Origin of the sequence: Labrys neptuniae (genome assembly GCF_040797145.1) — a bacterium.
In the GTDB taxonomy this organism is placed as follows: Bacteria; Pseudomonadota; Alphaproteobacteria; order Rhizobiales; family Labraceae; genus Labrys; species Labrys neptuniae.
Genome location: NZ_JBFNQD010000006.1, coordinates 354,682 through 381,033, shown reverse-complemented (window position 1 = coordinate 381,033; position 26,352 = coordinate 354,682). Strand labels below are relative to the sequence as shown.

Below are 26,352 nucleotides of genomic sequence, written 5' to 3'. Positions count from 1 at the left end.
CTTGTCCGTGAAGCGACACGTCAGCGCCGCCGCTCAATCCGCGGCAACGCCGTCCGTCGATGGCCGCTGTATAGAGGGCCCCAAGCCGAACTGTCAACGCCCCCTTTTGCGGATTTTTGCAAAATCGTCATGGGGCCATGCCGGGCCAGTAGAGGCCGCGGATCGGCATCCCGGTCGAAACCCACCCGAAAGGCCCATTTTGCTGCATCTAGAGCCCCAATCAGGAATAATTTACCATATTGCGCCGCATCAAAAATTTCCTGCGCTCTGTGGATAAATTCCAGCCAGCCCGGTCGGCTTGCTCCAAATCCGGGTCGGAATCGGCCTCACCCTCGCGAAAAATTTTTCAGAACCTCATTTTGGGGGCTGCGGCGACCAACAAACGCGTCATTTCGCTTTGCGGCACCGCAACAAGAAGATCGGGAGGACCGGATTCGACGATCCGTCCGGCATCCATCACGCAGAGCCGATCGCACAGGGCCGCCATCACGGCCAGATCATGGGCGATGAACAGGAGCGCCGTGTTGGCCTTCTCGCGGATGTCGAGCAGCAGATTGAGGATCTGCGCCCTGACGGCGACGTCGAGCGCCGAGACCGGTTCATCCAGGACGATCAGGGCCGGATCCGTTGCCAGGGCCCGGGCGATGGCGACACGCTGGCGCTGGCCACCGGACAGTTCATGGGGGAAACGGCCGAGCAACCGTTCCGGCAGGCCGACCCGCTCCATCAATGCCAGGATCCGCTGCCTCTCCTGCGTCCGAGACAGGGAATGCCAGATTCGCAAGGGATCGCCGATGACGCGCTCGACCCGGGCACGCGGATTGAAGGCAGCCAGGGGGTCCTGGAACACCATCTGCAGCCGCGGCCGGATATGGCGCAACGCCTTGCCGGCAAGATGGGTGATCTCGCGTCCTTCGAAACGGATGGAACCGGAATCGACCGGATTGAGTCGCAGAATCGCGCGGGCGAGGCTGGTCTTGCCCGCGCCGGAGCCTCCTGCCAGACCGACGATCTCGCCCGGTGCGATGGCAAGGTCGACGCCACCCAGGATGGCATGCCGCCCCGCCAGACCACGCACGCTGCTGCACAGCGCCTCGATTTCAAGCAGGGCATCAGCCATGACCGGCCCCCTCCCCCACGGCGGGAACCTTGACGGAAAAATCCCTGGGATCGATCTCGGCGAAGCGGTGCGAGCGGGGACGTCCGAGCCCCTGATTCTCGAGGTCCAGACCCTTCGGTTCCAGACTCTTCAGTTCCTGCCGTGTCGCCAGCAAGGCCTTGAGATAGGGATGGGATGGTGCCCGGAACAGCCGCTCCGCCGGGCCGGCCTCGACCAGGCGGCCCTGATAGAGCACCGCGACATCGTCTGCCAGTTGCGAGGCAAGGGCGATGTCATGGGTGACGAAGATCAGGGTGAGCCCACTTCCCGCCGTCAGCGTCCGCAGCAATTCGACGATGGCATGCTGTGTGATCGAATCGAGGGCGCTGGTCGGCTCGTCCGCGATCAGCATGCTGGGCTCGCTGACCAGGGCCGCGGCGAGGGCGATGCGCTGTTTCTGGCCACCTGAAAACTGGTGCGGATATTTGCGCAATGCGGCGTGCGGATCGGGCAAGGCCATGCGGCCGAGCCAATCCTGCGCCAGGGCCAACGCGTCCGCACGACTCCCGCCCCGGCAGGCCCGGCGCGCCTCGGCGATCTGATCGCCCACCCGGATCAGCGGGTCGAGGCTGCCGCCCGGATCCTGGAAGACCATGCCGATATCGCGCCCGGGACGCGGCTGCGAGGCAAAGCCCGGCCGGGTCAGCCGGCCGGTGCTGACCGCATTGGATGGCAGCAGCCCCGCCAGGGCCGCCGCCAGGGTTGACTTGCCCGATCCGCTTTCTCCCAGCAAGGCCAGATGCCGGCCGGCCTCGATGTCGAGGTCGATGGCCTGCAAGGCCGGATGCATGCCGGCACGATCGCGATAGGAGACGCCGAAGCCGCGCAAGGAAAAGAGCTTCATGCCGCCGGCTCCTTCACGCGTAGCGCCTTGGCATAGCCTCGCCCGGTGAGATGGATCGCCAGCACCATGGCAACAAGGGCAAGACCCGGCACCAGCGATAGCGACGGTGCGCTGCGCAGCAGCGAGCGCCCTTCGGCCACCATGCTGCCCCAGCTCGGCCGGTTGGGATCGCCGAAACCGAGGAAGGACAGAGCCGCTTCGATCAGCACCGCCGCCGCCGCGATGATCGCAGCGAGCGAAATCACCGGCGGCAGGGCATTGGGCAGGATCTCGCGAAAGCCGATGACGAGCGGATGCATGCCGGCAACACGGGCGGAGGCGACGAAATCGCGCTCGCGCAGGGAACGGATTTCGGCGCGCGCGATGCGGGCAGGTTGCGGCCAGGCGCCGGCACCAATTGCCAGCACGACGGCCGGCAGGCTCGGCCCGGTCACGCTGATCAGCGCCATGGCGAGCAGGAAGGCCGGCACGGTCTGGAAGGCATCGGAGAGGCGCATCAGCACGTCGTCGGTCCAGCCGCCGAGGAAACCGGCCAGCGTGCCGACGAAACAGCCGAGCAGCAGCGAGGCGAGCGCAGAAGCGATGGCCACGAGAAGCGTGGTACGGCTGCCCCAGGCGAGCTCGGCGGCGATGTCGCGCCCCAGCCGGTCGGCTCCCAGAGGGTGGGCCGAATCGGTGAAAGGCGGAAGCAGCGGCGGCGCGCTGATGGCAAGCGGATCGCCCGGAAAGATGAATGGCGCCGTCAAGGCCAGCGCAGCAAACAAAGCAAGCAACACCAGGCCGACACGGCCCTCCCCGCTGCGCAGCATGGCCATCAATATGGTCATGCGACACGCTCGCTGGCGCCGATGCGCGGATCGAGCCAGGCCTGCACCAGATCGGCCAGCAGGTTCATGGCGATGACGACGATGGCGCTGAACAGCACTACGCCGAGCAGCAGCGGCGTGTCGCGGCGAGAGACCGCCTCGGCCGCCAGGCGGCCGAAGCCGGGTATGGCAAAGACGCTCTCCACCACCACGCTGCCGCCCAGCAGGGAAGCCGACTGCAGGCCAAGCATGGTGATCACCGGCGCCAGGGCATTGCGAGCGACGTGGTTCAACGCCAGCCGCCAGCCCGTCACGCCGCGGGCGCGCGCGGCCCGGATGAAGTCGGCATGCCAGACCTCCTCCATGCCATCGCGCAACAGGCGCAGGAACAGGGTCATGTAGAGCAGGCCGAGCGCGCCGACCGGCAACACCAAATGCCGGGCGATGTCCCCTGCCCGTTCCAGGCCCGTCTTGCCGGAAGCCATCGTTTCGAAGCCGCTAGCCGGCAGCCAGCGCAGCATGACGGAAAAGACCAGGATCAGCACCAGGCTGAGCCAGAAGCCGGGCATGGCGTAGAGGGCGAGCGAGCCCAGCGACAAAACGCGATCGAGCCAGCCATTCGGGCGCCAGCCCGCCAGGAAGCCGAGCCCGATGCCGAGCAGGAATGCCAGCGCCAACGCCGAGCCCATGGTGATCAGCGTCACCGGCAGGCGCTCGAGCAGGACGCCGAGCACCGGCCGCTGAAAGGCGGTCGACCAGCCGAAATCGCCGTGAGCCAAGGCCGACAGATAGGCCTTGAGCCGAAAGGCGGGCCCCTGATCCAGACCCCACTCGCTCCTCAGCTCGGCGATCCGCGCCGCATCCGCCCCGCCGATACCGGCGACATAGGCATCGACGGCATCGCCCGACGCCGATTCGAGCATGAAGAAGGCGCCGATGACGACCAGGAGCAGAACCACCAGGGCCCCGCCCAGCCGTCGGAGAAAGCGCGGGATCACGGGCGATTATTCCCTGCTGCGCGGACGTCTCGTCCGCCTCTTGGTCTCCCGGGAACGTGGCGGTTCCAAGAGCGGACGAGACGTCCGCGCACCCGGAAACGACATCACGGCGCCATCTCCGGCAGGGCGGTATCCGCCCAGGACGACACCGCCCAGCGCGGATTGTTGGAGACGTTCTGCAAATTCTCGCTGGCCACGGTGATGAAGGAGAACTCGGCCACGTTGATGAGCGCGAGATCGTCCACCACCAGCTTCTGGAACTGCTTGTAGAGCTCGGCTCGTTTTTCGGGATCGATCTCGACCGCGGCCGCCGCGATCAGCGCATCGGTCTTGGGATTGGCGTAGCCATACTGGTTCGAGAACGGCACGCCGGCCGGTATGCCGCTCTGGAACAGGATGGTGGTGGAAATCGCCGGATCGGAGCGGTAGACCGGCGTGCCGACGGCCAGATCGAAAGCGTGATCGGTATAGACGGCCTTCAGATGGGCGGGCGAATCGTTGGAGACGATCTCGGCATCGATACCGATCTTGGCCAAAGCCTGCCGGAGATAGGCGCCGAACTGCACGGTTTCGTTGAAGAAGGGCGCCGGTAACAGCTTGAGATGGAAACGGATGCCATCCGCTCCCTTCTTGTAGCCGGCTTCGTCGAGCAAGGTCTCGGCCTTGGCCGGATCGAATTCGTAACGCTCGACATCCGGGTTGTAGAAGGTCTTGTCGGTCTGCGGCACCGGTCCGGTGGCCGCAGTCGCATAGCCGCGGAAGATCGCCTGCACAACGAAGCCCTTGTCGATGGCATGGGCAATCGCCTGGCGGACGCGCAGATCCGCCAGTTCCTTGCGGGTATGGTTGATCTCGATGATCATCTGATAGGTGAGCGCCTCATAGCCCGTGGAATAGACCTTGAGGCCCGGCACCTTGGAGATACGATCGAGATCGGCCAGCGGCACGGCCGAGAAGGCGGCAAGCTGGATCTCGCCCGCCTCGAGCGCCGCACCGGCGGACTGGCGATCGGACAGCACCTTGAACAGGATCTCGTTGAAGTGCGGCTCGCCCTGGGCCCAATAGGCTTCATTGCGCCTGAGCAGATAATATTCGCCCGGCTTGTGCTCGACGAATTTGAAGGGCCCGGTGCCGATGAGCTTCTCATTGGCCGGGTTCTTCATGATGTCGGTCCCGGCAAAGACATGCTTGGGCAACACCGAGGTCAGGGCCGGCAGGCAGTTGCGGATGAGCTGGAAGGGTGTGGGCGCCGAGAAACGCAGGACCGCCGTGAGGGGATCGGGCGTATCAACGCTTTCGAGATCCTTGAATACGACACGGCCGAGATTCTGCAGCTTCTTCCACACTTCCAGGGCGGAGAAGGCGACATCGGCCGAGGTGAAGGGCTTGCCGTCATGCCATTTCACATCGGGGCGCAGCTTGAAGGTGACGGCCTTGCCGTCAGCCGACCCCTCCCAGGACAGGGCAAGCTTCGGCACCAATCCGTCCGGGCCGTTGTAATCGGCCTCGGCCAAGGGCTCGACCACCTTGCTGGCGACGAAGAAAACGCCGTTCGAAGCAACGATAGCAGGGTTGAGATTGGTCGGCTCGGAATCGGCGGCAACGGTCAGGCGACCGGCCGGAACTTCGCTGGCAGCCAGGCGATGCGGCAGCCCAAGCGCCAGGGCCGTTCCGGCACTGGCGAGCAGGAATGAGCGGCGGCTAAGCAGGATCGGCATGTGCAACCTCCCGGGAGGAGCCGTTCGAATCAGCGTGATTGGATGATGCTTGGCTGAGAATGGCAAGCGCAGCATTGACCCCGGTGCCGGCATCGGCCTGCCGGCCGAGTTGGTTCAGCGCGCCGCCCAGCGCCGCCACCGCGGTCACGGCCAGCATCGGCTCGGCCGCCGGGCCCATATGGCCGATGCGCAGCACCTTGCCCGCCGTCTCGCCGCGACCAAGCGACAGCATCACGCCGTAACGTTCCAGCAGCGTATCGCGCAGACGGATGTCCGCAATGCCCTCGGGCAAGCGGAAGACCGTAGCGGAGGGTGCGGCGATTGCTTCTCGTGCCGGCCACAGCTGCAGGCCCAGCGCCTTAAGCCCGGCCCGCGCGGCTGCCGCCGTACGGGCATGCCGGGCCCAGACCCGTTCGGGCCCTTCCCGGAGATAAAGGTCGAGCGCCGCGTCGAGGCCATGAATCTCCGCGAGCGACGGCGTGACCGGAAACGCCCGCCCGGCCTCGGCCGCCAGTTCCCAGTCGAGCAGCGACAGGAAGGAAGCCCGCGGGGCATCCGGGTTGGCCTTGATTCTCTCCCAGGCCCTCTCACTGACGGCAAGCAGGCTCAGGCCCGGCGTGGCCCCCAGGCATTTGGCCGCGGAGGTCACGAAGATGTCGATCGCGGCCTCCTCTGGATACACGTCCAGGCTGCCGAAGGAGGAAACGGCATCGGCGATGACATAGGCGCCGTGCGCGCGGCCGAGGCGGCCGATTTCAGCCAGGGGATTGAGCGTGCCGGAGGGCGTGTCGTGATGGCAAACGGTGATGATCGAAATATCGGGGCGCGCCGCCAGCGCCTCGCGCACCCTTTCCGGGTCGATCGCCTCGTCGAACGGCACTGCAAGCTCGATCACCTCGCTGGCATAGCGGCGGGCCCAGCCGGCATAGCCCTTGCCATAGACGCCCGAAACGAGATTGAGCACGACGTCCTTGCGGCCGATCAGGGAAGCGGCGGCAGCTTCGAGCCCCAGCAATGCGTCCCCCTGCAGGATCAGGGGCAGGCTCGAAAGGCGCAAGGCGGCCTGCAACTTACCCACCACCGAGCGGTAGAAATGCTGGAAAGCATGATGTCCATCATAGACGGCAGGCCGGGCCATGGCGTTGAGCACAGCGGGATAGGCCGTCACCGGCCCGGTCGTCAGCATGAAAGGCGGTGGTGCAAGCATGGAACAGTCCGCGCGGAAAACGATTTGATTGGATGCTAGCTTTGCGGCGCATCGCCGACAACGCATGAATTACAGCGAGTTAACGCGCCTCATGGGGAAATACATGTTAGTTGCGTTAAAAATAGGACTGTCTCCGGCGTGACTGTTCTGCGACGCTCATCATCGGGTTGTCTTGTGTTCGACACGATCCCGTTGTTAATGGCACCAGGTAGAGTTTCCCGATGAAGCGTTCGGATGGGCTTCATCGGGAAACTCTGCGAATGCCCGATAACGAGCAGTCTCTCTTGATGATCCTTGCCGCCCCATCAAGAGAGACCTACTTGCGGGACATGGTGTGATGACACGTTTCGGCAACCGGTTCGAACCCTTACCCAGACGGACATGATGAAGAACAAACTCGAATATGTTTGGCCGGTCATCGGGCTCGCCGCCGTCGTATTCTCGGTCTATCTCCTGTCCAAGGAGCTCAAGGGCGTCGAAGTCGGCCAGGTCTGGCAGGCCGTGGTCGATCGCGGCCCCGTGATGATCCTGCTGGCCTTCGCCTCCACCACGCTCGCCTACGCCGCGCTGGCCTGGTACGACCGCATCGCGCTGATGCATGTCGGCAAGAAGCTGTCCTGGCCGGTGGTCTCGATCGTCTCCTTCGTGGCCTATGCGCTCGGCCACAATATCGGCGTCTCCGTGCTCTCCTCCGGCCTGGTGCGCTACCGGGCCTATTCCAGGATGGGGCTGAACGCAGCCGAGGTTGCCGTCGTCACGGCCTTCTGTGCCTTCACCTTTGCCTATGGTGCCGTGTTCCTCGGCGGCATCGTGCTGGTGGGCGAGCCGGAACTGCTTTCGCGCCTGTTCCATTTCCCGCCCAGCGCCGCCTTCATGCTGGGCTTGGCCATGCTGGCCTTCGTACTGCTCTACCAGGCCGGTGCGATCCTGCATCTCAAGCCCCTGCGCATCCGTTCGCTGCAGATCGCCTATCCCAAGCCGACCATCGCTTTCCGGCAGCTCTTCGCCGCTCCCATCGAAATCGTCGGTGCCGCCGGCATCATCTACTTCGCCCTGCCCGACGCCCTCAACCCGGGTTTCTTCGTGGTATTGGGCATGTTCCTGGCTTCCTTCTGCGCCGGCCTGATTTCCAACGCCCCGGGTGGTGTCGGCGTGTTCGAAGCGGTTTTCCTGCTGATCATGCTGCCGGCCGGCGCCAATCCGAGCGATCCTGCGGTGATTCAGTCCAAGGCTGAGATCATTGCGGCTCTCCTGATGTTCCGCCTGCTCTATCTGCTCATCCCGCTGGCGATTTCCTGCGTCATCGTGCTCTACACCGAGCGCCAGTCCCTGGGCGGCCTGCTCGGCTCCGTCGTCGGTGGCAAGTCGGTCGAAGGCAAGGACACCCAGCCGACGATCAAGCTCGAAACCGTGCGCCAGGACCCTCCGCAGCATTCGTAAGCCCGGCCAGATCGGCGCTTGCTCGATTTGCCTTGAAGTCAGGGCGCAGATCGCTCGATCAGGCCCTGCCTTCATGTCAGCTCAGCACGAAATCAACGGGCGTGGGTGCCTCGGGCAGGTCGGTCTCGCCGAGATCCTCCAGAATGTTGATTTCGATGGTCCGGCAGATCGCCGTCACCGGCAGGCTGTTCGGTGTGGCGCCAAAGGGCGCCACCAATTCGTCGCCGAGCACGTCGAGACCGAAGAAGGTGTAGGTCACGATGGCAGCGATCACTGGCGTCCACAGGCCCATGCTGTCGGCAAGGCCGAAGGGCAGCAGGAAACAGAACAGATAGACGGTGCGGTGCAGCAGCAAGGAATAGGCGAAGGGCAGCGGCGTCTGCTTGATGCGCTCGGCCGCGGTCAGGTCGGTCGAGAGCCCCGAAATTCTCTCCTCGAGAACTTGCGCCATCTGCGCCGAGATCCGTGCCTTGTCGAGCGCTTCGCCGACCAGCCGGCTCATCTGCAGCAACAGGCGATTCGGCCCGTGCCGGCTTGCGGTGACGGCAGCACGATCGGCGGCGTCGAGATGGCGTAGCGCCACTTCGTCCGGCGCCTCGTCGCGCAAATGGCAGCGGACCAGATCGCAAAAAGCGATGGCAAGAAGCGCCAGCCGCCTCGCCACCTCCGGCTCGGCGGCAAGATAGGCAAGGGCCTGGCGCGACAATCCCCTGGCATCGATCACCAGAGCCCCCAGGATCTTGCGCGCCTCCCACCAGCGATCATAGCTCGCAGTGTTGCGAAAGGCCGAGAAGATCGACAGCGCCACGCCGATCAGGGAGAAGGGCAAGGCGGCGATCGGCGGCACATGCATGAAGCCGCGGGTTTCCAGCAGCGTCACCGCAACCGAGATCAGCACCACCACCAGCATTTGGGGCCAGATCTGCGGCACGATGGAGCCGCGCATGATGAAGAAGAGTTCCCATGCCTGCGGGTTTTTGCGAACAATCATAAAAGAGTGATCCGGTTGGGGCGTATCCTGGCATGTGGCACGCAGGCCAGCTTGTGCCACACCGCGAAGGCGACGTGAATTTTCTCGCCGCCGCATCGGGATGCCGTATTGTCGCGCTCGGCCGGGTGCGCTGGAGGCCAGCCCCGATCGGCGCTTCAAAACAGGAGAAACGATGCCGCAGCATCTGGGTGCAGTCACACTGGTCGTCCGCGACTATGACGAGGCCAGGGATTGGTATGTCGGCAAGCTCGGTTTCGAGGTGGTCGAGGACAGCGACCTCGGCGACGGCAAGCGCTGGCTTCTGGTTGCTCCGCCGGGCGCTGGCCAGACCCGCCTCCTCCTCGCCAAGGCCGCGTCGCCGCCACAGGCGGCGGCAATCGGCAACCAGACGGGGGGCCGCGTCTTCCTGTTCCTCAATACCGACGATTTCCGGCGCGATCATCGCCTCTATCTCGCGCGTGGCGTGCGATTTCACGAGGAGCCGCGGATGGAGGCCTACGGCACGGTGGCGGTATTCGAGGATCTATACGGCAATCTCTGGGACCTGCTGCAATTGAGCGGGTCGGACAGGCCGGCATGAGCTGTCATTTCCATGCCGGCCTATGCCCGGGCTGCGGTCAGGGCCGGCTGTTCCTCTATCGCAGTGCTGACACAGGCACCGTCTATGGCCATTGCGAGGAATGCGAATGGGGATATAGATCGCCGGACAGGCTGGCGGCAAGGGACGGCTTTCTGACGCTCCTGGATGAGGAAGATGCCGAGCCAGCCAATGAGGAAGACATCCGTCGCAGCGCCTGGGCCAATGGCAGGATTTTCGCGGTGCGCGAATAGAATTGCCGCCTTTTCCGCTCCTGACGCGGGGTGATCCGCTCGGTGGCGCCTTTCGCCATTTTCGATGGTCTGGTGTCCGATCGCACACGGCCCCCTCGTCGTCTTCGATAAGACCCAAATGCGGTTGACGATGGCCTCGAGATCATTTAAGTTAGCGTTCGTTCACTAACTTAAATGATCTCGAGCAAGCCAGCAGGACAGGACCATGACCTCTCCTACGCCGTCACAGACCAGGGCTTTCTCCAACGGATTGCTGGCCTATGCCCTCGCGAGCGTTGCGCTCGCCCTGTTCTACTGGGGTGTCTATCTCTACATCGACAGCCTGCCCTGCCGCGAACTTCTGTGCAATTTCGAATGGATCCTGCTTTTCTTCGGTCCGATCGTGGCAGTGTTTCTGGTGGGGCCCCTGGCCAATTTCGGAATTCTCCTGTGGGAGCGCCGGCGCTCATCGACCGTCTGGCCACTCCTGCGCCTCGCCTTCAGCGCGATCGGCGCCGGCTTCTCGGCGCTGGTCGCGGCGACCTTCGTCATCCAGCTGGCACGGCGCGGCATGGTTATGATCGATCTTTCGCCCCAGAGCCTGATCTTTGCCGTGATCTTTTTGACAGCGACCTGGATCAACCTGCGCTGCGCCGAGGCCATCCTGCGCAAGGGCGATATCTGTCCGCTGCGCTGCAGACGGACAACGTCGTCCGGCCATTGGAAGGACGCAATCGGCTGAGATTGATGCATCCGGGTCCGGGCCGGCAGGTTGCACGGGCCGGTGGGGGACTCATCGATGCGCAATGCCGTCCGAATCGCTCTGACTGCCGCAATCATTGGGGGCATAGCGGCCCTTCCCGGCCTGGCCCTGGCCGAAGTGAATGCGGCGAACAGCCCGGCCTCGACGAGCCGCCCCTTCAAGACCACTGCTGTCGCGCGTTTCGACACGCCCTGGGCCATCGCCTTCCTGCCCGACGGGCGCATGCTCGTCACCGAAAAGGGCGGGCAGCTGTTCCTGGTGACCCCAGCCGGCGCCAAGTCTGAGGTTAGCGGCGTTCCGCGGGTGCAGGCCGGCGGCCAGAACGGCCTGCTCGACATTGCGGCCTCGCCGGGCTTCGCCCGAGACGGGCTGATCTATTTCAGCTATGTCGAACCAAGCGTCGGCGGCGGCACACTGGCCCTGGCGCGGGCCGGGCTGAAAGAGGCGAGCGGCAAAGCGGGTCTCGACGATCTTGCCGTGATCTGGCGCGCTTCGCCGAAAGGCGGAGGCGGCCAGCCGGGCGGCATCATCGCCTTCGCCCCCGATGGGCGCCACCTCTTCCTCAGCTCCGGCGACCGCATGGAGCCGGAAACCGCCCAGAACACCGAGACCAATCGCGGCAAGATTCTCAGGCTCAATCTCGACGGCACGGCGCCTGCCGACAATCCGATGGCGGCCCAGGGCGGCGTACAGGCCGAGATCTGGAGCCTGGGCCATCGCAATCCCTATGGCCTGGCTTTCGCCCCCGACGGCAGCTTGTGGGAAAACGAGATGGGGCCGCGCGGCGGCGACGAGCTCAATCTGATCCGCAGGGGCGCAAATTATGGCTGGCCGATCGTCTCCAATGGCGACAATTACAGCGGCGTGCCGATCCCTCGGCACCGGACCCGCCCGGAATTCGAAGCCCCGGTGATCTATTGGACCCCGATCATCGCCCCCGCTGGCCTGGCCTTCTATTCGGGCAAGCTGTTTCCGCAATGGCGGGGCTCCGCCTTTATCGGGGCGCTGCGGGGCGAAGCCCTGATGCGCATCGCCTTCGACAGCAAGGATGGCGCGCGCCAGGCGGATCGCTGGGAGATGGGCGCCCGCATCCGTGATGTCGCCGTCGATCGCGACGGCGCGATCTGGCTGATCGAGGATGCTTCGGACGGGCACCTGCTGCGCCTGACGCCGGCAAAATAGCTCAGGCGGTGAAGTCCGCCAGCGGCACATGCGCCGCCGCCTGGCGCGGCAGGCATCCGCTCAGCCGCGGATCGGCGCAGACTTCCACCTCGAAGGCGAAGGGCACGAAGCCGGAGCGGCGGTAGAAGGCAAGCGCACCGGGGTGGTCGAACGTGCAGGTATGCACCCATAGCCGCTCGATCGGTCTCGCCCAGGCCTTGGCCAGGGCCTGGTCCATCAGGAAGCGGCCGGCGCCCTGCCCGATCGCCTCGGCCACCAGGCCGAAAAAGGCGAGTTCGCACTGCCCCTTTTGGCGGAAATCAAGCTCCAGCAGGCCAAGCTGCCGCTTGCCTGCCATGAGGACATAGACCTCGACATCGGGATGCTCCAGAATCGCCCTGAGTTCGGCGTCCGGCATGGCCAGGCGCGAAAACCACAGCCAATCCTCGCCGACGGCCCGATAGAGGGCGCGATAGTCGCTCAACTCCGGCTTCTCGATCCGCTCCAGCGTCAACGGCCGTTCGAGCGGCTTCGCCGGCTTGGGCCTGGGCTTTTGCAGCATCTCGAGGCAGGTGACCACATTGGCGAGCATGCCGGGCGGCACGTTGGAGTAGCCGGCGGGAAGAATGGGAGCGGAGGAGGCCATGGAACCGAACAATGCTGAAGCGTTTTGTGATCTCAATGAAGCACTTCAAATCACAACGGCGCGTCGAAGCAAAGAGCTATAACGATTTGACGGAGCTCCCAAGAATCGCAAAAACTCGTCGAACCAAAGAGTTGGAGCAAACAAGCGCTCGGTCTTGAACGTGCTTTGCTCTGGGGTACCGCGACACTTTCCCCAAAATCCACCTTGCCTCACCCGATCTCCCGGCCTCAATCCTTCTCCACCGTGTTGACCTCGGACTGCGAGCCGTCGCGCCAGGTCACCTGCACGCTGATCGACTTGGTACTGCCCGGTAACTTCAGATAAGTCTTGGCATTGTTGGGGATCGAATAGGGATCCTTCATGTTGCAGACAGGCAGGTCGAAGCGGGTCAACGGCGGTGCGCCGTTGAGGCCATAGCGCACCTCGGTGACGGCACAGCGATAGCTCACCAGCGTGGTGAAATAGACCAGCACGCCGTTGAAATCGCGAAACTCCACCCAGCTGCCCTGGATCGAGGTGAGATTGCGGCGCTGGTCCTCGTAAAGGGCGATGTCCGGGTCGAAGCGAATCGAGAAGGGGCCGACATCGGCGCCATCGATGCTGCGATAACGCACCTGGATGATGCCCGCCTGGGCGCGCGGCGACATCGAGAAGGATGGATTGGGCATGCGCCCGCCCGTACGCTGGTCGAGGACGTCGAGCAGGCCGGTCTCCTTGAACTCGCCGGCCTCGCCGACCCGATACGACAGGGCCGTCGCCGGCTCGGGCAGGGACAATGTCACCGTCCAGCCGGCATTGGAGCGCGAGAAGCTGGCGATCGGAGCACGGCCGATGGGCTGCGTCAGCTGGCCCGGCTTGGTGTCCGGACGGACCAGGGCGAGCTGCTGGCCGGTCGCCGCACCGCCCTGCTGGAGATTCAAGGCCTTGGCCGGATCCGTCGTGGGCGGATTGGCCGGATTCTGAAGGGCGATACGGGAGTCCTTGCCACCGATCGTGACCCCCGGCCCGAGCTTCACGCCGGGCCCGATCGAGACACCCTTGCCGGCCTCGGTCCGTCCGACGGTGTTGATCTCGGTGCGGATGTTCGGACCGGTATTGCCTTGCGGGCTCGCCGAGGCGACCTGCTGCCCCACCTGGGGGGTGGTGTCCACCGCGTCCGACAGCACGACGTCGCCGATGACCTGGTCGTAATAGGCCGGCGTCTGGTCGTGGCCGATGCTCGCGGCCAAGGCACGCACATCGACCTGGGTTTTCTTGGCGATCTCGACCAGGGTCTGGCCGGGCTTCGACAATTCGCCGAGGAAGCTGCGGGTGAACACGGAATTGGGATTGCCGTCCTGGTCCGACAACCGATCGAGCGCCTCCTGCTTGGCGCCCGCCGACATCAGGACGAAGACGCCCTCCGGCGCATCGACACGGGCAAGGCCGCGGGTCGCCGCCACCGAGCGCGACCTGTCATTGGCGAAGGGGTTGTTGCGGCAGGCATCCAGAACCAGCACGGCAACGCCGGCTCCCCTGTCCCGGATCCCGTCGATGACGCGCTCCACCGAAAAGGATGCATCGCGGATGAGATCCTGCTGATTGGTCTGGACCGATGGCACGTCGGTGGGCAGCAGGTAGTTGGTACCGCCGATCTCGAAGCCATGGCCGGCATAGTAGAACAGCGCCCGGTCGCCGGGCTGGATATCGGCGTTGAAAGCCACCAGGGCCCGGCTCATGCCGCGCTGATCGGCATTCTCGACCCGCCTCACCACATAGCCGAGCTTTTCGAGCTGGTCGGCAATGGCGCGGGCATCCGAGACCGCCTTCTGGAGAGAGGTGACATTGGCATAGGAATCATTGCCGATGACCAATGCGAGATTGCGGGCCAGGGCAGCTTCGGCTGCGCACAGGCCGAGCGCCAGCGATAGAACCAGACTAGTGAAGAAGCGTGCCGAACGCCGCATGATACCCTCGAAACCGGCAGGATCAGTCAGGCGTCGCCGGCCGCGCCTTTATAGTTTGCTTGTATAGTTCGCCTGGCGGCAGAAGGCACGAGTTTTGCGGTCCGAACCGTGCCTTTGCGCACTCCGATCGCCTTGCACGATCCTGTTCACGCCAGTCGCGAGCGCTTGCCCGGACCGTTCTTCTTGTCATGGGCAACGCATCGACTTCCCTTAAGTGATACGGCTTACGAGCGAGTGAGAGAAGGTCTCCCCTCCTACTAAAGATTGATTTGGACGCCCCCGAAAGACTCCTCCATCCGCCTCGCCCACAAAGTAAAAATCTGCGATAAATCAATAAATAGAACTTAACTACTGATACATTCTGCTCAATTCAGAGGAAACAAGGCATGCTGACGAAGCCATCTATTGTTCAGCATTCGGAGCAATGGTCAACGGTGGAGCCGTTCGAGGAATGCCGTCGCCTGCTGCACAAGGCCGCATTCTCGATGCAGCACCCGCTGGCCAGCCATCCCCTGTTTTCGATCGACGCCCTGGTGAATGTGGCCGAAGAAGCAGCCAAACGTCCGGGCGACCTCTATTGGGATGCCGGCGACCTGTCGATCACCGACAAATGGGGCTCGGTCCCCAAGCCGGACATGACGGTACGCCAGGTCATCGACCGCATCGAGACGGCCGGTGCCTGGATGGTTTTGAAGCACATCGAAATCGATCCGCGCTACAAAAAGCTGCTGGACGAATTCGACGACTTCATTCGCCAGATTGCCGGCCCCGAAGGCTCCAAGCTGCTCAGCAACACCGAAATGCTGATCTTCATCACCTCGCCGCGGCGCAAGACCCCCTATCACTTCGATGCCGAGGTCAACGTCCTCACCCAGATTCACGGCACCAAGGACATCTGGGTCTGCGATCCGATGGATCGCAGCATCACCACCGAGGATGAGCTCGAGCGCTATTACGCGGTGACGACCACGGCCGGCACCTTCAAGCCGGAAGCCGAGCGGAAGGCGCGCAAAATCACACTGCGGCCCGGCGACGCGGTGCATATTCCTACGCACGGCGCGCATTGGCTGCAGAATCACGACAATATTTCGATCAGCCTGTCGCTCAACCTCGAATTTCCGAACTGGAAGTACAAGGATGTCTACCGGGCCAATTACTATTTGCGCCGCATGGGCTTGAAGCCCCGTTCGCCGGGCCATTCGGCAATCGTCGACCGCTCCAAGGCCGCCACCATCGGTTGTGTCCGCCAGGTCAAGAAGCTGGTGGGTCGCTGAGGCAAGATTCGGCTGGCGCGCCGCGAGATCAGCGCGGCGCAGAAGCTCCGCGGCGGCCGATCCGATACACCGTGGCCGGCGGTAGGTTGGCGAAGGCCCGGCCGATCCGAACCGCCCGCAAGCCAAGTTCTTCGAGCATCGGCCCCGGCACGGGGCAGCGGGCGCCATAGGTGAATTGATAGAAAGCGCCGCCCGGGCGCAGGATTTCGAAGGCGCCTGCCAGTATGGCACGAACCTTGTCCCGGGGCAGGTTGAGGAGCGGCAGCCCGCTGATCACCGCCCCAGCCATCGGCCCACCGAAGAGCTCGAGCGCTCCCAGGCTGGCCGCATCCTCCTGCAGCACGCGCGCCAGGGGAAAGCGCACACGCAGCAATTCGACGAATTCGGTGCCCCGCTCCAGCAGCGTGAGCTCGTCCTCCCGTATGCCACGCGCCAGCAGGGCCCTGGTGAAGACACCCGTACCCGGCCCCAGTTCGACGACAGGTCCCGAGGACGAGGTGATCTCCCGGGTGATCAGCTCGGCAAGGGCCGGCCCGGAAGGCGCGATGGCGCCCACACTGAGGGGATCGGAATTCAAGGCCCGCAAGAAGGGCAATACGTCACGCATGGTCATGCCATCGTCCGCTCGCGATCGAGACCACATGGAGCATCGCGGCTGAGGCAGGCTCCATGCATCCGCCGAAACGGATGCAGCCTCGATCATGCCTGCACCGCCGGTGCCTGCCATCACATCGAGAGGCGGAACGCGACTCAATCTTCGCCGGCAGGCACGACCATTTTGCCCGGCTGCATTGAGCCAGCATTGCAACCCTTAGGCGGTCGTCAAAAAAGCGGCATAGACCGGCCCCGTTGCGGGACCGGTCTTGTCTCCCGACGCTACAGGGCCCTCACGCGATCGCCGAGGATCTTGCGGGCCGCCTCATATTTGGCCCGGGCCTCCTTGATCGCCCCATCGAGCTTGTCGAGCGCCTTTTCCTGTTCCAGCATCTTCTGCGAATAGAGCCGGGCTAGGTCGGAACCCTGCGGTGCCGATTTGAGATTTTCGCGGATGCGTTCCTGGTCCTGGGTGATGCCGTCGCGCTGTTCTTCGAGGCGGCTCGTCGCGGCCTGTGCCTCGTCGCTCGCCTTGGCCGCCTCGGCAACCGTGGCAAGCCGGGCCTTGGTCTCGGCATCGAGATCGGGGGCGGCCATCAGGGCCTGGATACGCTCGCCGGTGACATCGGCAATCGCCATCGCCTCGACTACGGGCCGTTCCAGCGTGACCTTGTATTGCCTGGACTTGCCCGCCTCGACGTCGAAACGGATGCGATAAGCCTGGCCGGCGATGGTCGCCTCCTCGGCCTTGGGCTCCACCAGGGTCCAGTCGGCTACGCGCGGCTGCTCGATCACCATATGGCGCAGCTCACCGGCGCCGTTCTTGACCCGATAGGTCGTGGTCTGGCGCAGGCGACTCTCGACCTGGAGCGTACCGTCGACCACCTTGATCTTGGTGATCGCCTTGGCCGAACTCGACTCCGAATCGACCAGCACCTTCTGGTCGGCGCCGAAACCGATCAGGCGGAAATCGCCGGTCGGCAGCAGCGGGAACTGGGCTTCGCCCGAGAAGAGAGGCCCGGCCTCGGTGCCTTCATAGATGGTGGCCGAGCCCGCGGGCAGCGAGGTGGCGCCGTCGTTCTTCAAGGTCAGCGCCTGCCAGGGATTGCGGCTGCCGCCCTGATACCAGGCCACGGCCTGCGAGGGCATTTTGAGATCGACGAAGGGAATGGTGAGGCTCTCGCCCGAGCCGACACTGACCAGCTTCGACAGGGTGAAGCTGGCGCCGGCGGCGTTCTCCTCGGCGGCGCTGCCGGCTTCCTGCGGCTCGGCCATACCGAAATTCTGCGCTCCGGCTCTCGCGTCATAAAAAACTTGGTTCTTGCGGAGCCGCGCCGACGGCGCGATCGGAGCGGGCGCGGCGGCTGGGGCTGGCGCCGCCAAGTCGTACATCGTCTCGGACCTGGCCTCGCCAGCCGCGGCACCGGCCACGCCCTGCTGCCCGGCATCGGTGCGCGGCAAGGCCGTGCGGCTCACTGGCGGCGCGATGGTCTGGCGCGTGACGTAATAGGGATCGTAGAGTGCTTGGCGGAAGGTCACCGGCGAGGCCGAGGACAAGGTCACCTCGACGTCCTTCCAGGGATTGCCCGTCATGTTTTCCAGGACGACCCAGCCCTGCAGGCGCGCCTTGTCCTCGTCGGCCTTGGGCAGGGTCAGGCGGTAGGCCGCCTTCCAGACCGGCGCTTCCGCCACATAGCCGATGCGCACGGTGCGCTTGCCGCCCTCGGCGAGCTGGATGGAAATGTCGCGGCCGGAACGGTCCTGCGCCGTGCGTAGGGCCTTCAGCGCCGTCTCGACCTGCTCGCCGAGCCTGGCGTCCTTGAATTCCAGCCCTTCGGCCTCTTCCAGGATGAACTGCTCGATCGCGGCGCCGGAGAAGACGGAGACGCGGGTGCGGGTCATGGTGCCGCCGTCCTTGCTGGTCACCGTCTCCGTCTGCACGCTGGCGATGCGCCCTTCGAGCTTGCGCGGGCCCGAAAGCTTGATTTCGGCCCCCTTCAGGGCCGCGATCAGGGCGGGCATGCTGTCGAGATCGGATTTCGCGAAAGGCAGGGAAGCGAAAGTCTCGTCCGCACCGGCCTTGCCGGGCAGCGTGGCCGAACCGGTGCCGGCCGGATCGAGAATCAGCACGCTCTTGAGGATGTCGTCGACCTGGTCGAGCCGGGCACGCAGAGTCAGCGTTTCCTTGCCGGAAACCTCGGCAGCATATTCGAAATAGCCGACACCTCCGGTGCCGAGCACGGCACGCTTGAGGACGAGTTCGGCGGCTTCAGCGGTACCGGTAAGCATGGTGGTGGCCATCAGGACGAGGAGAATGGGGGAACGCATGAAAAGCCCTCAAGGGAGATCGGCGACGGGTCTCGATGCCGTTGTAGCAGCTTTGCGGCTTATCGGAGGTGTATCGGCGGTTACAGGCAAGCGCAACCGGTGGTGGGCCGGCGTTCGCACCGCCGCCAACCAGGACGCGATTGACATCCCTCGCCCTGCCGACTAATCAGAGATTGTTACATTATAACATTTCAGATTTTGCGATGGGCCTGCAGCCTGTCCTTTCCAGTGTCATGGAGATCACGATGCGTTCGATGATGTTTGCCGCCGTCCTGATGGCCGCGGCAGCGATCATGCCCCACCCGGCCACCGCCGCCGAGAAGATCAAGGTCGTCGCCGCGGAGAATTTCTATGGCGACCTCGCCAGCCAGATCGGGGGCGAGCACGTCGAGGTCACCTCCATCCTGTCCAATCCCGAGGACGATCCGCATCTGTTCGAATCGAGCCCGTCCACTGCGCGCGCGCTCTCGACCGCCGCGATCGTGGTCTATAATGGCGCCGACTATGACCCGTGGATGGACAAGCTGCTTTCCGCCTCCGCCAATCCCGATCGCAAGGCGATCGTCGCCGCCGAGCTCACCGGACACAAAGTGGGCGACAATCCCCATCTGTGGTACGAACTGAAGACGTTCCCCGCCGTGGCCACGGCGCTGGCCGCCGAGCTCGAAAAGCGCGATGCTGGCCACGCCGCCGACTACAAGGCCAATCTCGCCAAGTTCGAAGCCTCCTTCTCCGAGTTGACGAAGCAGGTCGATGCGATCAAGACCAAGTACAAGGACACGCAGGTGACTGCCACCGAGCCGGTTTTCGGCTATATGGCGGAGGCCCTTGGCCTCAAGATGCTCAACCAGGATTTCCAGACCGCGATCATGAATGACAGCGAGCCGAGCCCCAGCCAGGTCGCCGCCTTCGAGAACAGTCTCAAGGACGGCTCGGCCAAGATCCTGTTCTACAACAATCAGGTCACCGACGAGACCACGAAGCGGCTCCTGCAGATCGCCAGGGATCACAAGGTCGCGGTGGTGGGCGTCACCGAAACCATGCCGGCTGGCACCGCTATCCAGGCCTGGTTCGACGGACAGCTCGGCCAGGTCGATCTGGCCCTTTCCGGTTTGACGCAGTGAGTGCTGTCGGTTTCGAAAAAGTCAGCCTGACCCTCGGGAGGCGCCGGATCCTGTCCAGCGTCTCCTTTTCCATTGCCGAAGGCCGGTTTGTCGGCCTGCTCGGTCCCAACGGTGCCGGCAAGACCACGCTGATGCGAGCCGTACTCGGCCTGGTCAGCCCGCAGGCCGGGCGGATCAGCGTGCTCGGCGAAGCACCGCGGCGCGGCAACCCCAAGATCGGCTACATGCCGCAGATGCGGCGCAGCGCAGCGCTATCAGGCCTCAGCGGCTACGAACTCGTGCTCGGTGCCATCGAAGGCACGCGCTGGGGCTGGCCCTTCGCATCCGCGGCCGACAAGGAAGCGGCCTGGGCCGCAATCGAGCGCGTTGGCGCCGCCGATCTCGCCCGCCGGCCGATCTCCCAGCTTTCCGGCGGCGAGCGCCAGCGCCTGCTGATCGCCCAGACCCTGATCGGCGATCCCAGGCTCCTGCTGATGGACGAGCCGCTCGCCAGTCTCGACCCGGCCCATCAGCGCGGTATCGTCGAGTTGATCAAGGAGGTCGCCTCGGAGCGCGGCATCGCCGTGCTGTTCTGCGCCCATGAGATCAACCCGCTGCTCAACGCCGTCGATCAGGTGCTCTATCTCGGCCATGGCCGCGCCGCGATCGGTACCGTCGACGAAGTCGTCAACCGCCATGTCCTGTCCGATCTCTATCGCACGCCCATTCACGTCGCCCGCGTCAATGGCCGCATCTTCGTGATGGCCGAGGAAGGCGAGCTGGAAAGCCACGTGCATGATGGGTGACGCCTGGGAGCGCGGGCATCCTCCCGGGACCGCCGGCTTCCAGCCGGCTCTTCCCACCCCCTGACCGATACGGTTCCAAGAGCCGGCTGGAAGCCGGCGGTCCCAGGAAAGAAGCCCCACGATGTTCGAGTATGAGTTCATGCGCAACGCCTTCATGGCCTGCACGATCGTGGGGATCGTCGCCGGTACCGTGGGCTATTTCCTGGTGCTGCGCGGCGAGACCTTTGCGGGCCATGCCCTGGCGCATGTCGGCTTCCCCGGGGCGACCGGCGCCGCGCTGCTCGGCCTCTCGCCCTTTGTGGGCTTCACCATCTTCACCGTCCTGGCCGGCATCGGCATCGGCCTGCTGGGGGAACGCGCCCATCGCGACGTCGCCATCGGCATCGTGCTCACCCTCTCGCTCGGCATCGGCCTGCTCTTCTTGTATTTCTACAAGGCCTATGCCGGGGCGGTGACCAATCTGCTGTTCGGCAATGTACTCGGCGTCAGCATCGCCACGGTCTGGATCCTGGCCGGCCTCGGCCTCCTCTGCCTGGTCGGTCTTGCCGTCATCGGGCGGCCCCTCCTGTTCGCCAGCCTGCAGCCCGAACTCGCCGAGGCCAAGGGCGTGTCGACATCCCTGATATCAGCCCTCTTCATGGTGGTCGTCGCCCTGGCCACCGCCGAGGCGATGCAGATCGTCGGCGTCCTGCTGGTCTTCGCGCTGATGGTCGCCCCTGCGGCGGCGGCATTGCGGATCAGTCACCGGGTCCGCCAAGGGTTGATTATCTCCGTGGTCCTGGCGGTCGCCATCGCCTGGATCGGCCTGATTCTGGCCTTCTATACCGATTGGCCGACCAGTTTCTGGATCACGGCCCTGGGAGCGCTCGCCTATCTCGCTGCGGGGCTTGTGGCACGCAAGCGCGGGCGCTGAACAGGAGATCACGCACCCCCGGACAGTGTTGCCGTCTTCTCCATCACTGCGGCGAGGACATCGAAAATGCGCTTGTCGGCCGACTGGGCCACGTTGAAGCGCAGGAAGCGAGCGGCGTTGCGCGAGACGCTGAAGACGTTGCCGGGGGCCATCACCACGTCCCGCTCCAGGGCCTTGCGTGCGATCACCGCCGAATCCAAGCCCTCGGGCAGTTCGGCCCACAGGAACATGCCGGCCTGCGGCTCGAGCCACAGGCGCAGCCCGCAGCCCTCCAGTCTTTCCGCCGTTGCGGCCATTGCCTTGGCCAACCGCGGGCGCAGACTGTCGAGATGGCGACGGTAGCTGCCATCGGTCAGCAGGCGCAGCGTGGTCTGGGCCGCGACATCGCTGCAGCCGATGCCGGTGGCGAGCGCCAGATCCGTCAGTCCTTCGATCCAGTCGGCCCGTGCCACGATATAGCCGCAGCGCAAGGCCGCCGTCAGCGTCTTTGAGAAGCTGCCGAGATGGATGACGCGCTCGAAACCGTCGAGCGCCGCCAGGCTCGGTGAAGGCCGGGCTTCGAAATCGGCGAAGATATTGTCCTCGACCAGGATGAAATCATGCTGCTCGGCCAGTTTTAAGAGGCGGTGGGCGGTTCCCACGCTCACCGTCGCGCCGGTGGGATTATGGAGGACGGCATTGGTCAGATAGAGCTTGGGACGATGCTCGGCGCACAGGCTGGCGAAATGCTCGAGATCGGGACCCTGGCGGGTGTAGGGCACACCGATAATGCGGGCACGCTGCGCCTGCAGCAGCGATTGGAAGTTGAAATAGCAAGGATCGTCCACCAGCACGACGTCACCGGGCTGGATCAGGAAACGGCAGACCAGGTCGATGGCGCGCGAGCCCGAATCGGTCAGTAGAATGGCGGCAGGCTCCACTTCCAGGCCCCGCTCCGTGAAACGGCGGGCCAGATGCTCACGGAGTGGCCGCAGCCCCTGGGGCACGCTATAGGTCGAGATATTGGCGCTCTCGTCGCGCGCCACGGCACGAAGCCCGCGCCGCACCATGTCCTCGGGCAGCCAGGAATCGGGCAGCCAGCCGCAGCCGGGATGCAGCGCACTCGTCTGCTGGGTCAGGGACTGCCGGTAGATCCAGAGCGGATCGATGGCACGGTCAAGGCTCGGTCCGCTCTCCGCCAAGGCGAAGGGGCGGATGCGACCGGCAGCAAAAAAGCCCGAGCCCGGCCGCGCCGCCACGGCGCCCTGCGCGACCAGCCGGTCATAGGCCTCGACGACGGTCGATTTCGATACGCCCTGCCGTTCGGCCAGCCGGCGGATGGAAGGCAGGCGCGCGCCGGGCGCCATGGCAATCAGCCGGCGTATCTCCGCCATCGTCGCCTCGATCAGGGTCGAACCACCGATTTGGTCCAGCATCCGTACCTCTCCATGACCCAGTACAGTTCAGATCGATTGTACCGGTCTGTCCCTGTCGGCGCCAGCGCAGTTCTGGGACAAGAAACCGAAATATTCGAAGGTTTCCCCATGACGACTGCCATCAGGATCAGACAATTCGAGCCGGCCGACCAGGATGGCGTGCTCGGCGTCATCCTCCCCATTCAGCGAGAGGAATTCGGCATCGAGATCACGGCGGGCGACCAGCCGGATCTGCTGGGGATCGACGCCTTCTATCAGACCGGCTGCGGCGGGTTCTGGGTCGCCGAGCATGAGGGAGCCGTCATCGGCACGATCGGCTTGAAGGATATCAGCATGAAGGATGTCGACCTGGGGCGGGCAGACAGACCACAGGCCGCGTTGCGCAAGATGTTCGTGGCCGCCCCCTATCGCGGCCGGCCTCATGGCGTGGCCTCGCGCCTGCTCGACCATCTCCTGGCCGAAGCGCGCGAACGCGGCGTCGAGGAAGTCTTCCTGGGAACCACGGCTAAATTCCTGGCTGCCCACCGATTCTACGAGAAGAACGGCTTTGCCGAGATCGCCCGGCACCATCTGCCCGCCAGCTTCCCGATCATGGCGGTCGACACGAAATTCTATGTCCGCGGCATTGCCGGCTGACGAAACGAAATACGAAAGAAACAAAAATGGACGACAAGTCGGCAGGCTGGCTCAACGGCTTCCTGGGCGTGGCAATCTTCTCCGGATCGCTGCCGGCCACCCGCGTCGCGGTGCATGACCTGACGCCGCTCTTCCTGACCACGGCCCGCGCCGCCATCGCCGGCCTCCTTGGCATCGCCCTCCTCGTCGTCCTCAAGCAGAAATGGCCACGCGCCTCGCAACTGGGTTCCTTGAGCCTGGTCGCCATCGGCTGCGTGGTCGGCTTTCCCCTGCTGACCGCGCTTGCCCTGCAAAGTATCACCTCCTCGCGCGCCACCGTCTTCATCGGGCTCCTGCCGCTCGCCACCGCCATTTTCGGGGTGCTGCGGGGTGGCGAGCGTCCTCGCCTGGGCTTCTGGGTGTTCTCGATCGCCGGGGCCGCCATGGTGGCCGCCTATGCGTTGAGCCAGGGTGCCGCCGGCAATGCCTGGGGCGATGGGCTGATGGTGGCCTCCATCCTGGTGTGCGGCCTCGGCTATGCCGAAGGCGCCCGGCTGTCGCGCGATCTCGGCGGCTGGCAGGTGATCTCCTATGCTCTCATCCTGTCGCTGCCGGTGATGCTGCCGCTGGCGATCTGGTGGCTGCCTGCCGATCTCGGCGCCATCGGCTGGCCGGCCCTTTCGGCCCTCGTCTATGTCTCGCTGTTCTCCATGCTGATCGGCTTCGTGTTCTGGTATCGTGGCCTTGCCCAGGGTGGCATCGCCGCCGTTGGCCAGTTGCAATTGCTGCAGCCCTTCATGTCGCTGGCTCTCGCGGCCTTGCTGCTGCACGAACAGGTCGGCCTGGCGGTGTGGGCCGTGGCCGCCGGCGTGGTGATCTGCGTCGCCGGCGCCAAGCGCTATGCCTGATGCGCGCGCCATGGCCGACACGATCCCGCCGCTTCCCCCGCGGCGGTATGCCCCGGAAAGCGTGATTTTCGTACCGACAGCATCAGACTCGATTTCGGAATCGAGTCTGATGCTGTCGTTTCTTGTTGTCGCATCGGTCCTGCCGAACACCGGCCTCCACTTTTCGGGACGATGCTCCGGAGCAAAACGCGTTCAAATGTGAACGCGTCTTTGCGATTCTTGGTGACTCCGTCAAATCGCAAAACGCTATAGGCCCGCTGTCCAGCGGGCTTTTTTGGGGCGGTCAGAGCGGGAACGGAGAGCCGATCATCGGCTGAAACTGCCCTGGCCCTCGGCATTCAGGTAGTTGACTACCATCGTCCTCGGGCTACTTCCCTCGCCCTGGAACTTGACTGAAGACAAGGAACCCTCCGGCGCATTCTCGCCGTCGGGCTTCAAGGCAAAGACATCGCCATCCCAGTGGCGGAGAGGGAATTTCATCGGGCGCGGGCCGAGCAGCAGGACCAGATGGTCACCCTCGACCTGCACCGTACCGACCTCGAAATAAGGGCTCGCATAGGCGCCGGCGTAACTGGCAAGCGGCCTGGCTGGTTTGGGATGGGCTGGCGGAGCCTCGCCCACGAGGTCGCCGATCGGCTTGAAAAAGCCCATCATGTGCTGATGCATTAGGGTATACCAGTCCCGCGTTTCCTCGCCATATTGCACGATGTCCATGAAGCGGGCTGCGATGGCCTCGGCGGCGCCGATCGGCGCGCCATTTGTCAGGACCACGATGCCGACATCGGCCGAAGGCAGGATCTGGAAGGTGGTGCCCGCCCCCAGCAGGAACGCGCCCGAATGGCCCATGGAGGTCCGACCATTGGCATTGACGTTCACATTGAAGCCATAGCCGTAGAAGCTGGTGCGCGCATCGAGCGTCTCGCCGCGCCCGCCCACCGCCTGGGGCGTCAGCGCCGGCAGGATGGCCTTGGGCGCCATCAGCGTTTCGCCGCCATATTTGCCGCCCGCGAGCAGCAATTGCAGCCACTTCGCCAGTTCCGTGACATTGGAGGAAACCCCGCCCGCCGGCGCCTGCTGGTCGGGATCGCGATCATAGCGGGCCTTGAACTCACCACCCTCGAAGGCATGCAGAACGGCACGGTTCCGTTGTGCCAGGAAATCCTTGTGAAGATAGCTGGTCGACCGCATGCCCAGAGGCTGGAAGAGCAGCCGATCGGCCAGGGCCTCCCAGCGCTCGCCCATGGCGGCGGCGACTGCCTCGGCCCCGATCGTCGTACCGTAATTGGCATAATGATAGGAGGTCCGGAAGGGGTCGAGCGGCATCAGCCGGAGTCGCGGGATGATGTCCCTCCGCTCAAAGCCAAGATCCTCCAGATCGTCCCCGGCCGCTTCCGGCAGGCCCGAACGATGGGCGAAGAAATCCCCGATGGTGGCCTGATTCGAGACATAGTCGTTGCCAAGCAGGAAGCCGGGCAGATAGGTGCGGACGCGATCGTCCCAACTGATGGCCTTGCCGGCCATGGTGCCCTTGGTCATCGCGATCGCGGCGATCGTGGCGGAAATGGACTTGGAGACCGACGCGACCTGGAACACCGTGAATTCATCGACCGGCTGGGTTTTGTCGTCCTTGACGCGTTCGCCGTATCCCTTTGCGAACACGGTCTTGCCGCCGTGCACGACCGCCACGGCGATACCGGGGACATGTGACTGAGCCCTGACGTCACGAACGATCTCAGGCAAGCCGGCGATCGCCTTCTCGACGCCGCCCTTGTAGAGCGGCATGGCATCCTCGGGCGGCGACGGCCCGATCTCCGGCTTGAGCGACTGAGCGACCGCCATAGCCGACAGCATCGTCGAACCGGCGACGACGGCTGTCATCAGCGAATGCCGCAACCGAGAGCGAACTT

The 26,352-nt window shown here is 64.6% G+C and carries 24 protein-coding genes; 11 read left to right on the top strand and 13 right to left on the bottom strand.

Annotation, left to right across the window (positions count from 1 at the left end; all coding sequences use genetic code 11):
- Positions 1-346 precede the first annotated feature (346 nt).
- From ABXS05_RS19730 to ppaT, 6 genes are all read right to left on the bottom strand, one after another.
- Positions 347-1,120: an ABC transporter ATP-binding protein gene (locus tag ABXS05_RS19730; RefSeq protein ID WP_367625115.1), complete on the bottom strand. Its 774-nt coding sequence runs from the start codon at positions 1,118-1,120 to the stop codon at positions 347-349.
- Positions 1,113-2,003 (bottom strand): ATP-binding cassette domain-containing protein, encoded by an 891-nt coding sequence (locus tag ABXS05_RS19725; protein WP_367625114.1) that lies wholly within the window; start codon positions 2,001-2,003, stop codon positions 1,113-1,115. The genes ABXS05_RS19730 and ABXS05_RS19725 overlap by 8 nt, the downstream gene beginning before the upstream one ends.
- Positions 2,000-2,830: an ABC transporter permease gene (locus ABXS05_RS19720; protein ID WP_311932794.1), complete on the bottom strand. Its 831-nt coding sequence runs from the start codon at positions 2,828-2,830 to the stop codon at positions 2,000-2,002. Before ABXS05_RS19720 ends, ABXS05_RS19725 begins: the two co-directional genes overlap by 4 nt.
- A complete protein-coding gene (locus ABXS05_RS19715; protein ID WP_367625113.1) occupies positions 2,827-3,807 on the bottom strand; it encodes an ABC transporter permease in 981 nt (326 codons plus the stop codon). The genes ABXS05_RS19720 and ABXS05_RS19715 overlap by 4 nt, the downstream gene beginning before the upstream one ends.
- Before the next feature lie 104 nt (positions 3,808-3,911).
- The gene (locus ABXS05_RS19710; RefSeq protein ID WP_367625112.1) at positions 3,912-5,525 is read right to left on the bottom strand and encodes an ABC transporter substrate-binding protein; all 1,614 of its coding nucleotides are present in this window, start codon (positions 5,523-5,525) and stop codon (positions 3,912-3,914) included.
- Positions 5,509-6,732 (bottom strand): pyridoxamine--pyruvate transaminase, encoded by a 1,224-nt coding sequence (ppaT, locus tag ABXS05_RS19705; protein WP_367625111.1) that lies wholly within the window; start codon positions 6,730-6,732, stop codon positions 5,509-5,511. Before ppaT ends, ABXS05_RS19710 begins: the two co-directional genes overlap by 17 nt.
- 381 nt (positions 6,733-7,113) lie before the next feature.
- Here ppaT and ABXS05_RS19700 point away from each other — a divergent pair, with 381 nt between their 5' ends.
- Positions 7,114-8,172 (top strand): putative bifunctional lysylphosphatidylglycerol flippase/synthetase, encoded by a 1,059-nt coding sequence (locus tag ABXS05_RS19700; RefSeq protein WP_367625110.1) that lies wholly within the window; start codon positions 7,114-7,116, stop codon positions 8,170-8,172.
- A gap of 76 nt (positions 8,173-8,248) precedes the next feature.
- Here the strand turns inward: ABXS05_RS19700 and ABXS05_RS19695 are convergent, their stop codons facing one another.
- On the bottom strand, positions 8,249-9,163 hold the full coding sequence (locus tag ABXS05_RS19695) for a bestrophin family protein (RefSeq protein WP_367625109.1): 915 nt from the start codon (positions 9,161-9,163) through the stop codon (positions 8,249-8,251).
- 172 nt (positions 9,164-9,335) lie between these two features.
- Here ABXS05_RS19695 and ABXS05_RS19690 point away from each other — a divergent pair, with 172 nt between their 5' ends.
- The 4 genes from ABXS05_RS19690 (at position 9,336) to ABXS05_RS19675 (ending at position 11,918) form a co-directional block, all read left to right on the top strand.
- Complete coding sequence (locus ABXS05_RS19690) at positions 9,336-9,743, top strand: VOC family protein (RefSeq protein WP_367625108.1); 408 nt, start codon at positions 9,336-9,338, stop codon at positions 9,741-9,743.
- Entirely contained in the window at positions 9,740-9,994 is a 255-nt protein-coding gene (locus tag ABXS05_RS19685) for a hypothetical protein (protein WP_367625107.1), read from the top strand. Before ABXS05_RS19690 ends, ABXS05_RS19685 begins: the two co-directional genes overlap by 4 nt.
- A 205-nt stretch (positions 9,995-10,199) precedes the next feature.
- Positions 10,200-10,715, top strand: coding sequence for a hypothetical protein (locus ABXS05_RS19680; RefSeq protein ID WP_367625106.1), 516 nt, complete (start codon positions 10,200-10,202; stop codon positions 10,713-10,715).
- Positions 10,716-10,772: 57 nt separating this feature from the next.
- The gene (locus tag ABXS05_RS19675) at positions 10,773-11,918 is read left to right on the top strand and encodes a PQQ-dependent sugar dehydrogenase (RefSeq protein WP_367625105.1); all 1,146 of its coding nucleotides are present in this window, start codon (positions 10,773-10,775) and stop codon (positions 11,916-11,918) included.
- A 1-nt stretch (position 11,919) separates the two neighbouring features.
- Here the strand turns inward: ABXS05_RS19675 and ABXS05_RS19670 are convergent, their stop codons facing one another.
- Positions 11,920-12,543, bottom strand: coding sequence for a GNAT family N-acetyltransferase (locus tag ABXS05_RS19670; RefSeq protein ID WP_367625104.1), 624 nt, complete (start codon positions 12,541-12,543; stop codon positions 11,920-11,922).
- 227 nt (positions 12,544-12,770) lie between these two features.
- On the bottom strand, positions 12,771-14,489 hold the full coding sequence (locus tag ABXS05_RS19665) for a caspase family protein (protein ID WP_367625103.1): 1,719 nt from the start codon (positions 14,487-14,489) through the stop codon (positions 12,771-12,773).
- 386 nt (positions 14,490-14,875) lie between these two features.
- Here ABXS05_RS19665 and ABXS05_RS19660 point away from each other — a divergent pair, with 386 nt between their 5' ends.
- Positions 14,876-15,763: a cupin-like domain-containing protein gene (locus ABXS05_RS19660; protein ID WP_367625102.1), complete on the top strand. Its 888-nt coding sequence runs from the start codon at positions 14,876-14,878 to the stop codon at positions 15,761-15,763.
- Between the two features lie 28 nt (positions 15,764-15,791).
- Here the strand turns inward: ABXS05_RS19660 and ABXS05_RS19655 are convergent, their stop codons facing one another.
- Both ABXS05_RS19655 and ABXS05_RS19650 read right to left on the bottom strand, forming a co-directional pair.
- Positions 15,792-16,376 carry a class I SAM-dependent methyltransferase gene (locus ABXS05_RS19655; RefSeq protein ID WP_311932811.1) on the bottom strand — a complete coding sequence of 195 codons (585 nt, stop codon included), beginning with the start codon at positions 16,374-16,376 and terminating at the stop codon, positions 15,792-15,794.
- A gap of 263 nt (positions 16,377-16,639) precedes the next feature.
- Positions 16,640-18,685: a DUF4139 domain-containing protein gene (locus ABXS05_RS19650; RefSeq protein WP_367625101.1), complete on the bottom strand. Its 2,046-nt coding sequence runs from the start codon at positions 18,683-18,685 to the stop codon at positions 16,640-16,642.
- A 245-nt stretch (positions 18,686-18,930) separates the two neighbouring features.
- Between ABXS05_RS19650 and ABXS05_RS19645 the strand changes: the two genes are divergently transcribed.
- The 3 genes from ABXS05_RS19645 (at position 18,931) to ABXS05_RS19635 (ending at position 21,507) form a co-directional block, all read left to right on the top strand.
- Positions 18,931-19,809: a metal ABC transporter solute-binding protein, Zn/Mn family gene (locus ABXS05_RS19645; protein ID WP_367625100.1), complete on the top strand. Its 879-nt coding sequence runs from the start codon at positions 18,931-18,933 to the stop codon at positions 19,807-19,809.
- Positions 19,806-20,594 (top strand): metal ABC transporter ATP-binding protein, encoded by a 789-nt coding sequence (locus tag ABXS05_RS19640; RefSeq protein ID WP_367625099.1) that lies wholly within the window; start codon positions 19,806-19,808, stop codon positions 20,592-20,594. Before ABXS05_RS19645 ends, ABXS05_RS19640 begins: the two co-directional genes overlap by 4 nt.
- A 121-nt stretch (positions 20,595-20,715) precedes the next feature.
- Positions 20,716-21,507 (top strand): metal ABC transporter permease, encoded by a 792-nt coding sequence (locus tag ABXS05_RS19635; protein ID WP_367625098.1) that lies wholly within the window; start codon positions 20,716-20,718, stop codon positions 21,505-21,507.
- Positions 21,508-21,515: 8 nt separating this feature from the next.
- On the opposite strand, the gene ABXS05_RS19630 is transcribed toward ABXS05_RS19635, so the two are convergent.
- Entirely contained in the window at positions 21,516-22,922 is a 1,407-nt protein-coding gene (locus tag ABXS05_RS19630; protein WP_367625097.1) for an aminotransferase-like domain-containing protein, read from the bottom strand.
- Between the two features lie 108 nt (positions 22,923-23,030).
- Here ABXS05_RS19630 and ABXS05_RS19625 point away from each other — a divergent pair, with 108 nt between their 5' ends.
- A complete protein-coding gene (locus ABXS05_RS19625; RefSeq protein WP_367625096.1) occupies positions 23,031-23,558 on the top strand; it encodes a GNAT family N-acetyltransferase in 528 nt (175 codons plus the stop codon).
- A gap of 26 nt (positions 23,559-23,584) precedes the next feature.
- Entirely contained in the window at positions 23,585-24,445 is an 861-nt protein-coding gene (locus ABXS05_RS19620) for a DMT family transporter (RefSeq protein WP_367625095.1), read from the top strand.
- Positions 24,446-24,751: 306 nt separating this feature from the next.
- Here ABXS05_RS19620 and ABXS05_RS19615 read toward each other — a convergent pair whose 3' ends face one another.
- Positions 24,752-26,323: a serine hydrolase gene (locus ABXS05_RS19615; protein ID WP_367625094.1), complete on the bottom strand. Its 1,572-nt coding sequence runs from the start codon at positions 26,321-26,323 to the stop codon at positions 24,752-24,754.
- Between the last annotated feature and the right edge of the window lie 29 nt (positions 26,324-26,352).

Excerpts from the sequence above, each read along its gene's own strand:
- ABXS05_RS19710 (WP_367625112.1), bottom strand. The coding sequence starts at position 5,525 with ATGCCGATCCTGCTTAGCCGCCGCTCATTCCTGCTCGCCAGTGCCGGA.
- ABXS05_RS19685 (WP_367625107.1), top strand. The coding sequence starts at position 9,740 with ATGAGCTGTCATTTCCATGCCGGCCTATGCCCGGGCTGCGGTCAGGGC.
- ABXS05_RS19680 (WP_367625106.1), top strand. The coding sequence starts at position 10,200 with ATGACCTCTCCTACGCCGTCACAGACCAGGGCTTTCTCCAACGGATTG.
- ABXS05_RS19630 (WP_367625097.1), bottom strand. The coding sequence starts at position 22,922 with ATGCTGGACCAAATCGGTGGTTCGACCCTGATCGAGGCGACGATGGCG.
- ABXS05_RS19690 (WP_367625108.1), top strand. The coding sequence starts at position 9,336 with ATGCCGCAGCATCTGGGTGCAGTCACACTGGTCGTCCGCGACTATGAC.
- ABXS05_RS19620 (WP_367625095.1), top strand. The coding sequence starts at position 23,585 with ATGGACGACAAGTCGGCAGGCTGGCTCAACGGCTTCCTGGGCGTGGCA.
- ABXS05_RS19730 (WP_367625115.1), bottom strand. The coding sequence starts at position 1,120 with ATGGCTGATGCCCTGCTTGAAATCGAGGCGCTGTGCAGCAGCGTGCGT.
- ABXS05_RS19670 (WP_367625104.1), bottom strand. The coding sequence starts at position 12,543 with ATGGCCTCCTCCGCTCCCATTCTTCCCGCCGGCTACTCCAACGTGCCG.
- ABXS05_RS19660 (WP_367625102.1), top strand. The coding sequence starts at position 14,876 with ATGCTGACGAAGCCATCTATTGTTCAGCATTCGGAGCAATGGTCAACG.
- ABXS05_RS19655 (WP_311932811.1), bottom strand. The coding sequence starts at position 16,376 with ATGACCATGCGTGACGTATTGCCCTTCTTGCGGGCCTTGAATTCCGAT.
- ABXS05_RS19645 (WP_367625100.1), top strand. The coding sequence starts at position 18,931 with ATGCGTTCGATGATGTTTGCCGCCGTCCTGATGGCCGCGGCAGCGATC.
- ppaT (WP_367625111.1), bottom strand. The coding sequence starts at position 6,732 with ATGCTTGCACCACCGCCTTTCATGCTGACGACCGGGCCGGTGACGGCC.
- ABXS05_RS19635 (WP_367625098.1), top strand. The coding sequence starts at position 20,716 with ATGTTCGAGTATGAGTTCATGCGCAACGCCTTCATGGCCTGCACGATC.
- ABXS05_RS19625 (WP_367625096.1), top strand. The coding sequence starts at position 23,031 with ATGACGACTGCCATCAGGATCAGACAATTCGAGCCGGCCGACCAGGAT.
- ABXS05_RS19615 (WP_367625094.1), bottom strand. The coding sequence starts at position 26,323 with ATGACAGCCGTCGTCGCCGGTTCGACGATGCTGTCGGCTATGGCGGTC.
- ABXS05_RS19720 (WP_311932794.1), bottom strand. The coding sequence starts at position 2,830 with ATGACCATATTGATGGCCATGCTGCGCAGCGGGGAGGGCCGTGTCGGC.
- ABXS05_RS19665 (WP_367625103.1), bottom strand. The coding sequence starts at position 14,489 with ATGCGGCGTTCGGCACGCTTCTTCACTAGTCTGGTTCTATCGCTGGCG.
- ABXS05_RS19675 (WP_367625105.1), top strand. The coding sequence starts at position 10,773 with ATGCGCAATGCCGTCCGAATCGCTCTGACTGCCGCAATCATTGGGGGC.
- ABXS05_RS19725 (WP_367625114.1), bottom strand. The coding sequence starts at position 2,003 with ATGAAGCTCTTTTCCTTGCGCGGCTTCGGCGTCTCCTATCGCGATCGT.
- ABXS05_RS19650 (WP_367625101.1), bottom strand. The coding sequence starts at position 18,685 with ATGCGTTCCCCCATTCTCCTCGTCCTGATGGCCACCACCATGCTTACC.
- ABXS05_RS19695 (WP_367625109.1), bottom strand. The coding sequence starts at position 9,163 with ATGATTGTTCGCAAAAACCCGCAGGCATGGGAACTCTTCTTCATCATG.
- ABXS05_RS19700 (WP_367625110.1), top strand. The coding sequence starts at position 7,114 with ATGATGAAGAACAAACTCGAATATGTTTGGCCGGTCATCGGGCTCGCC.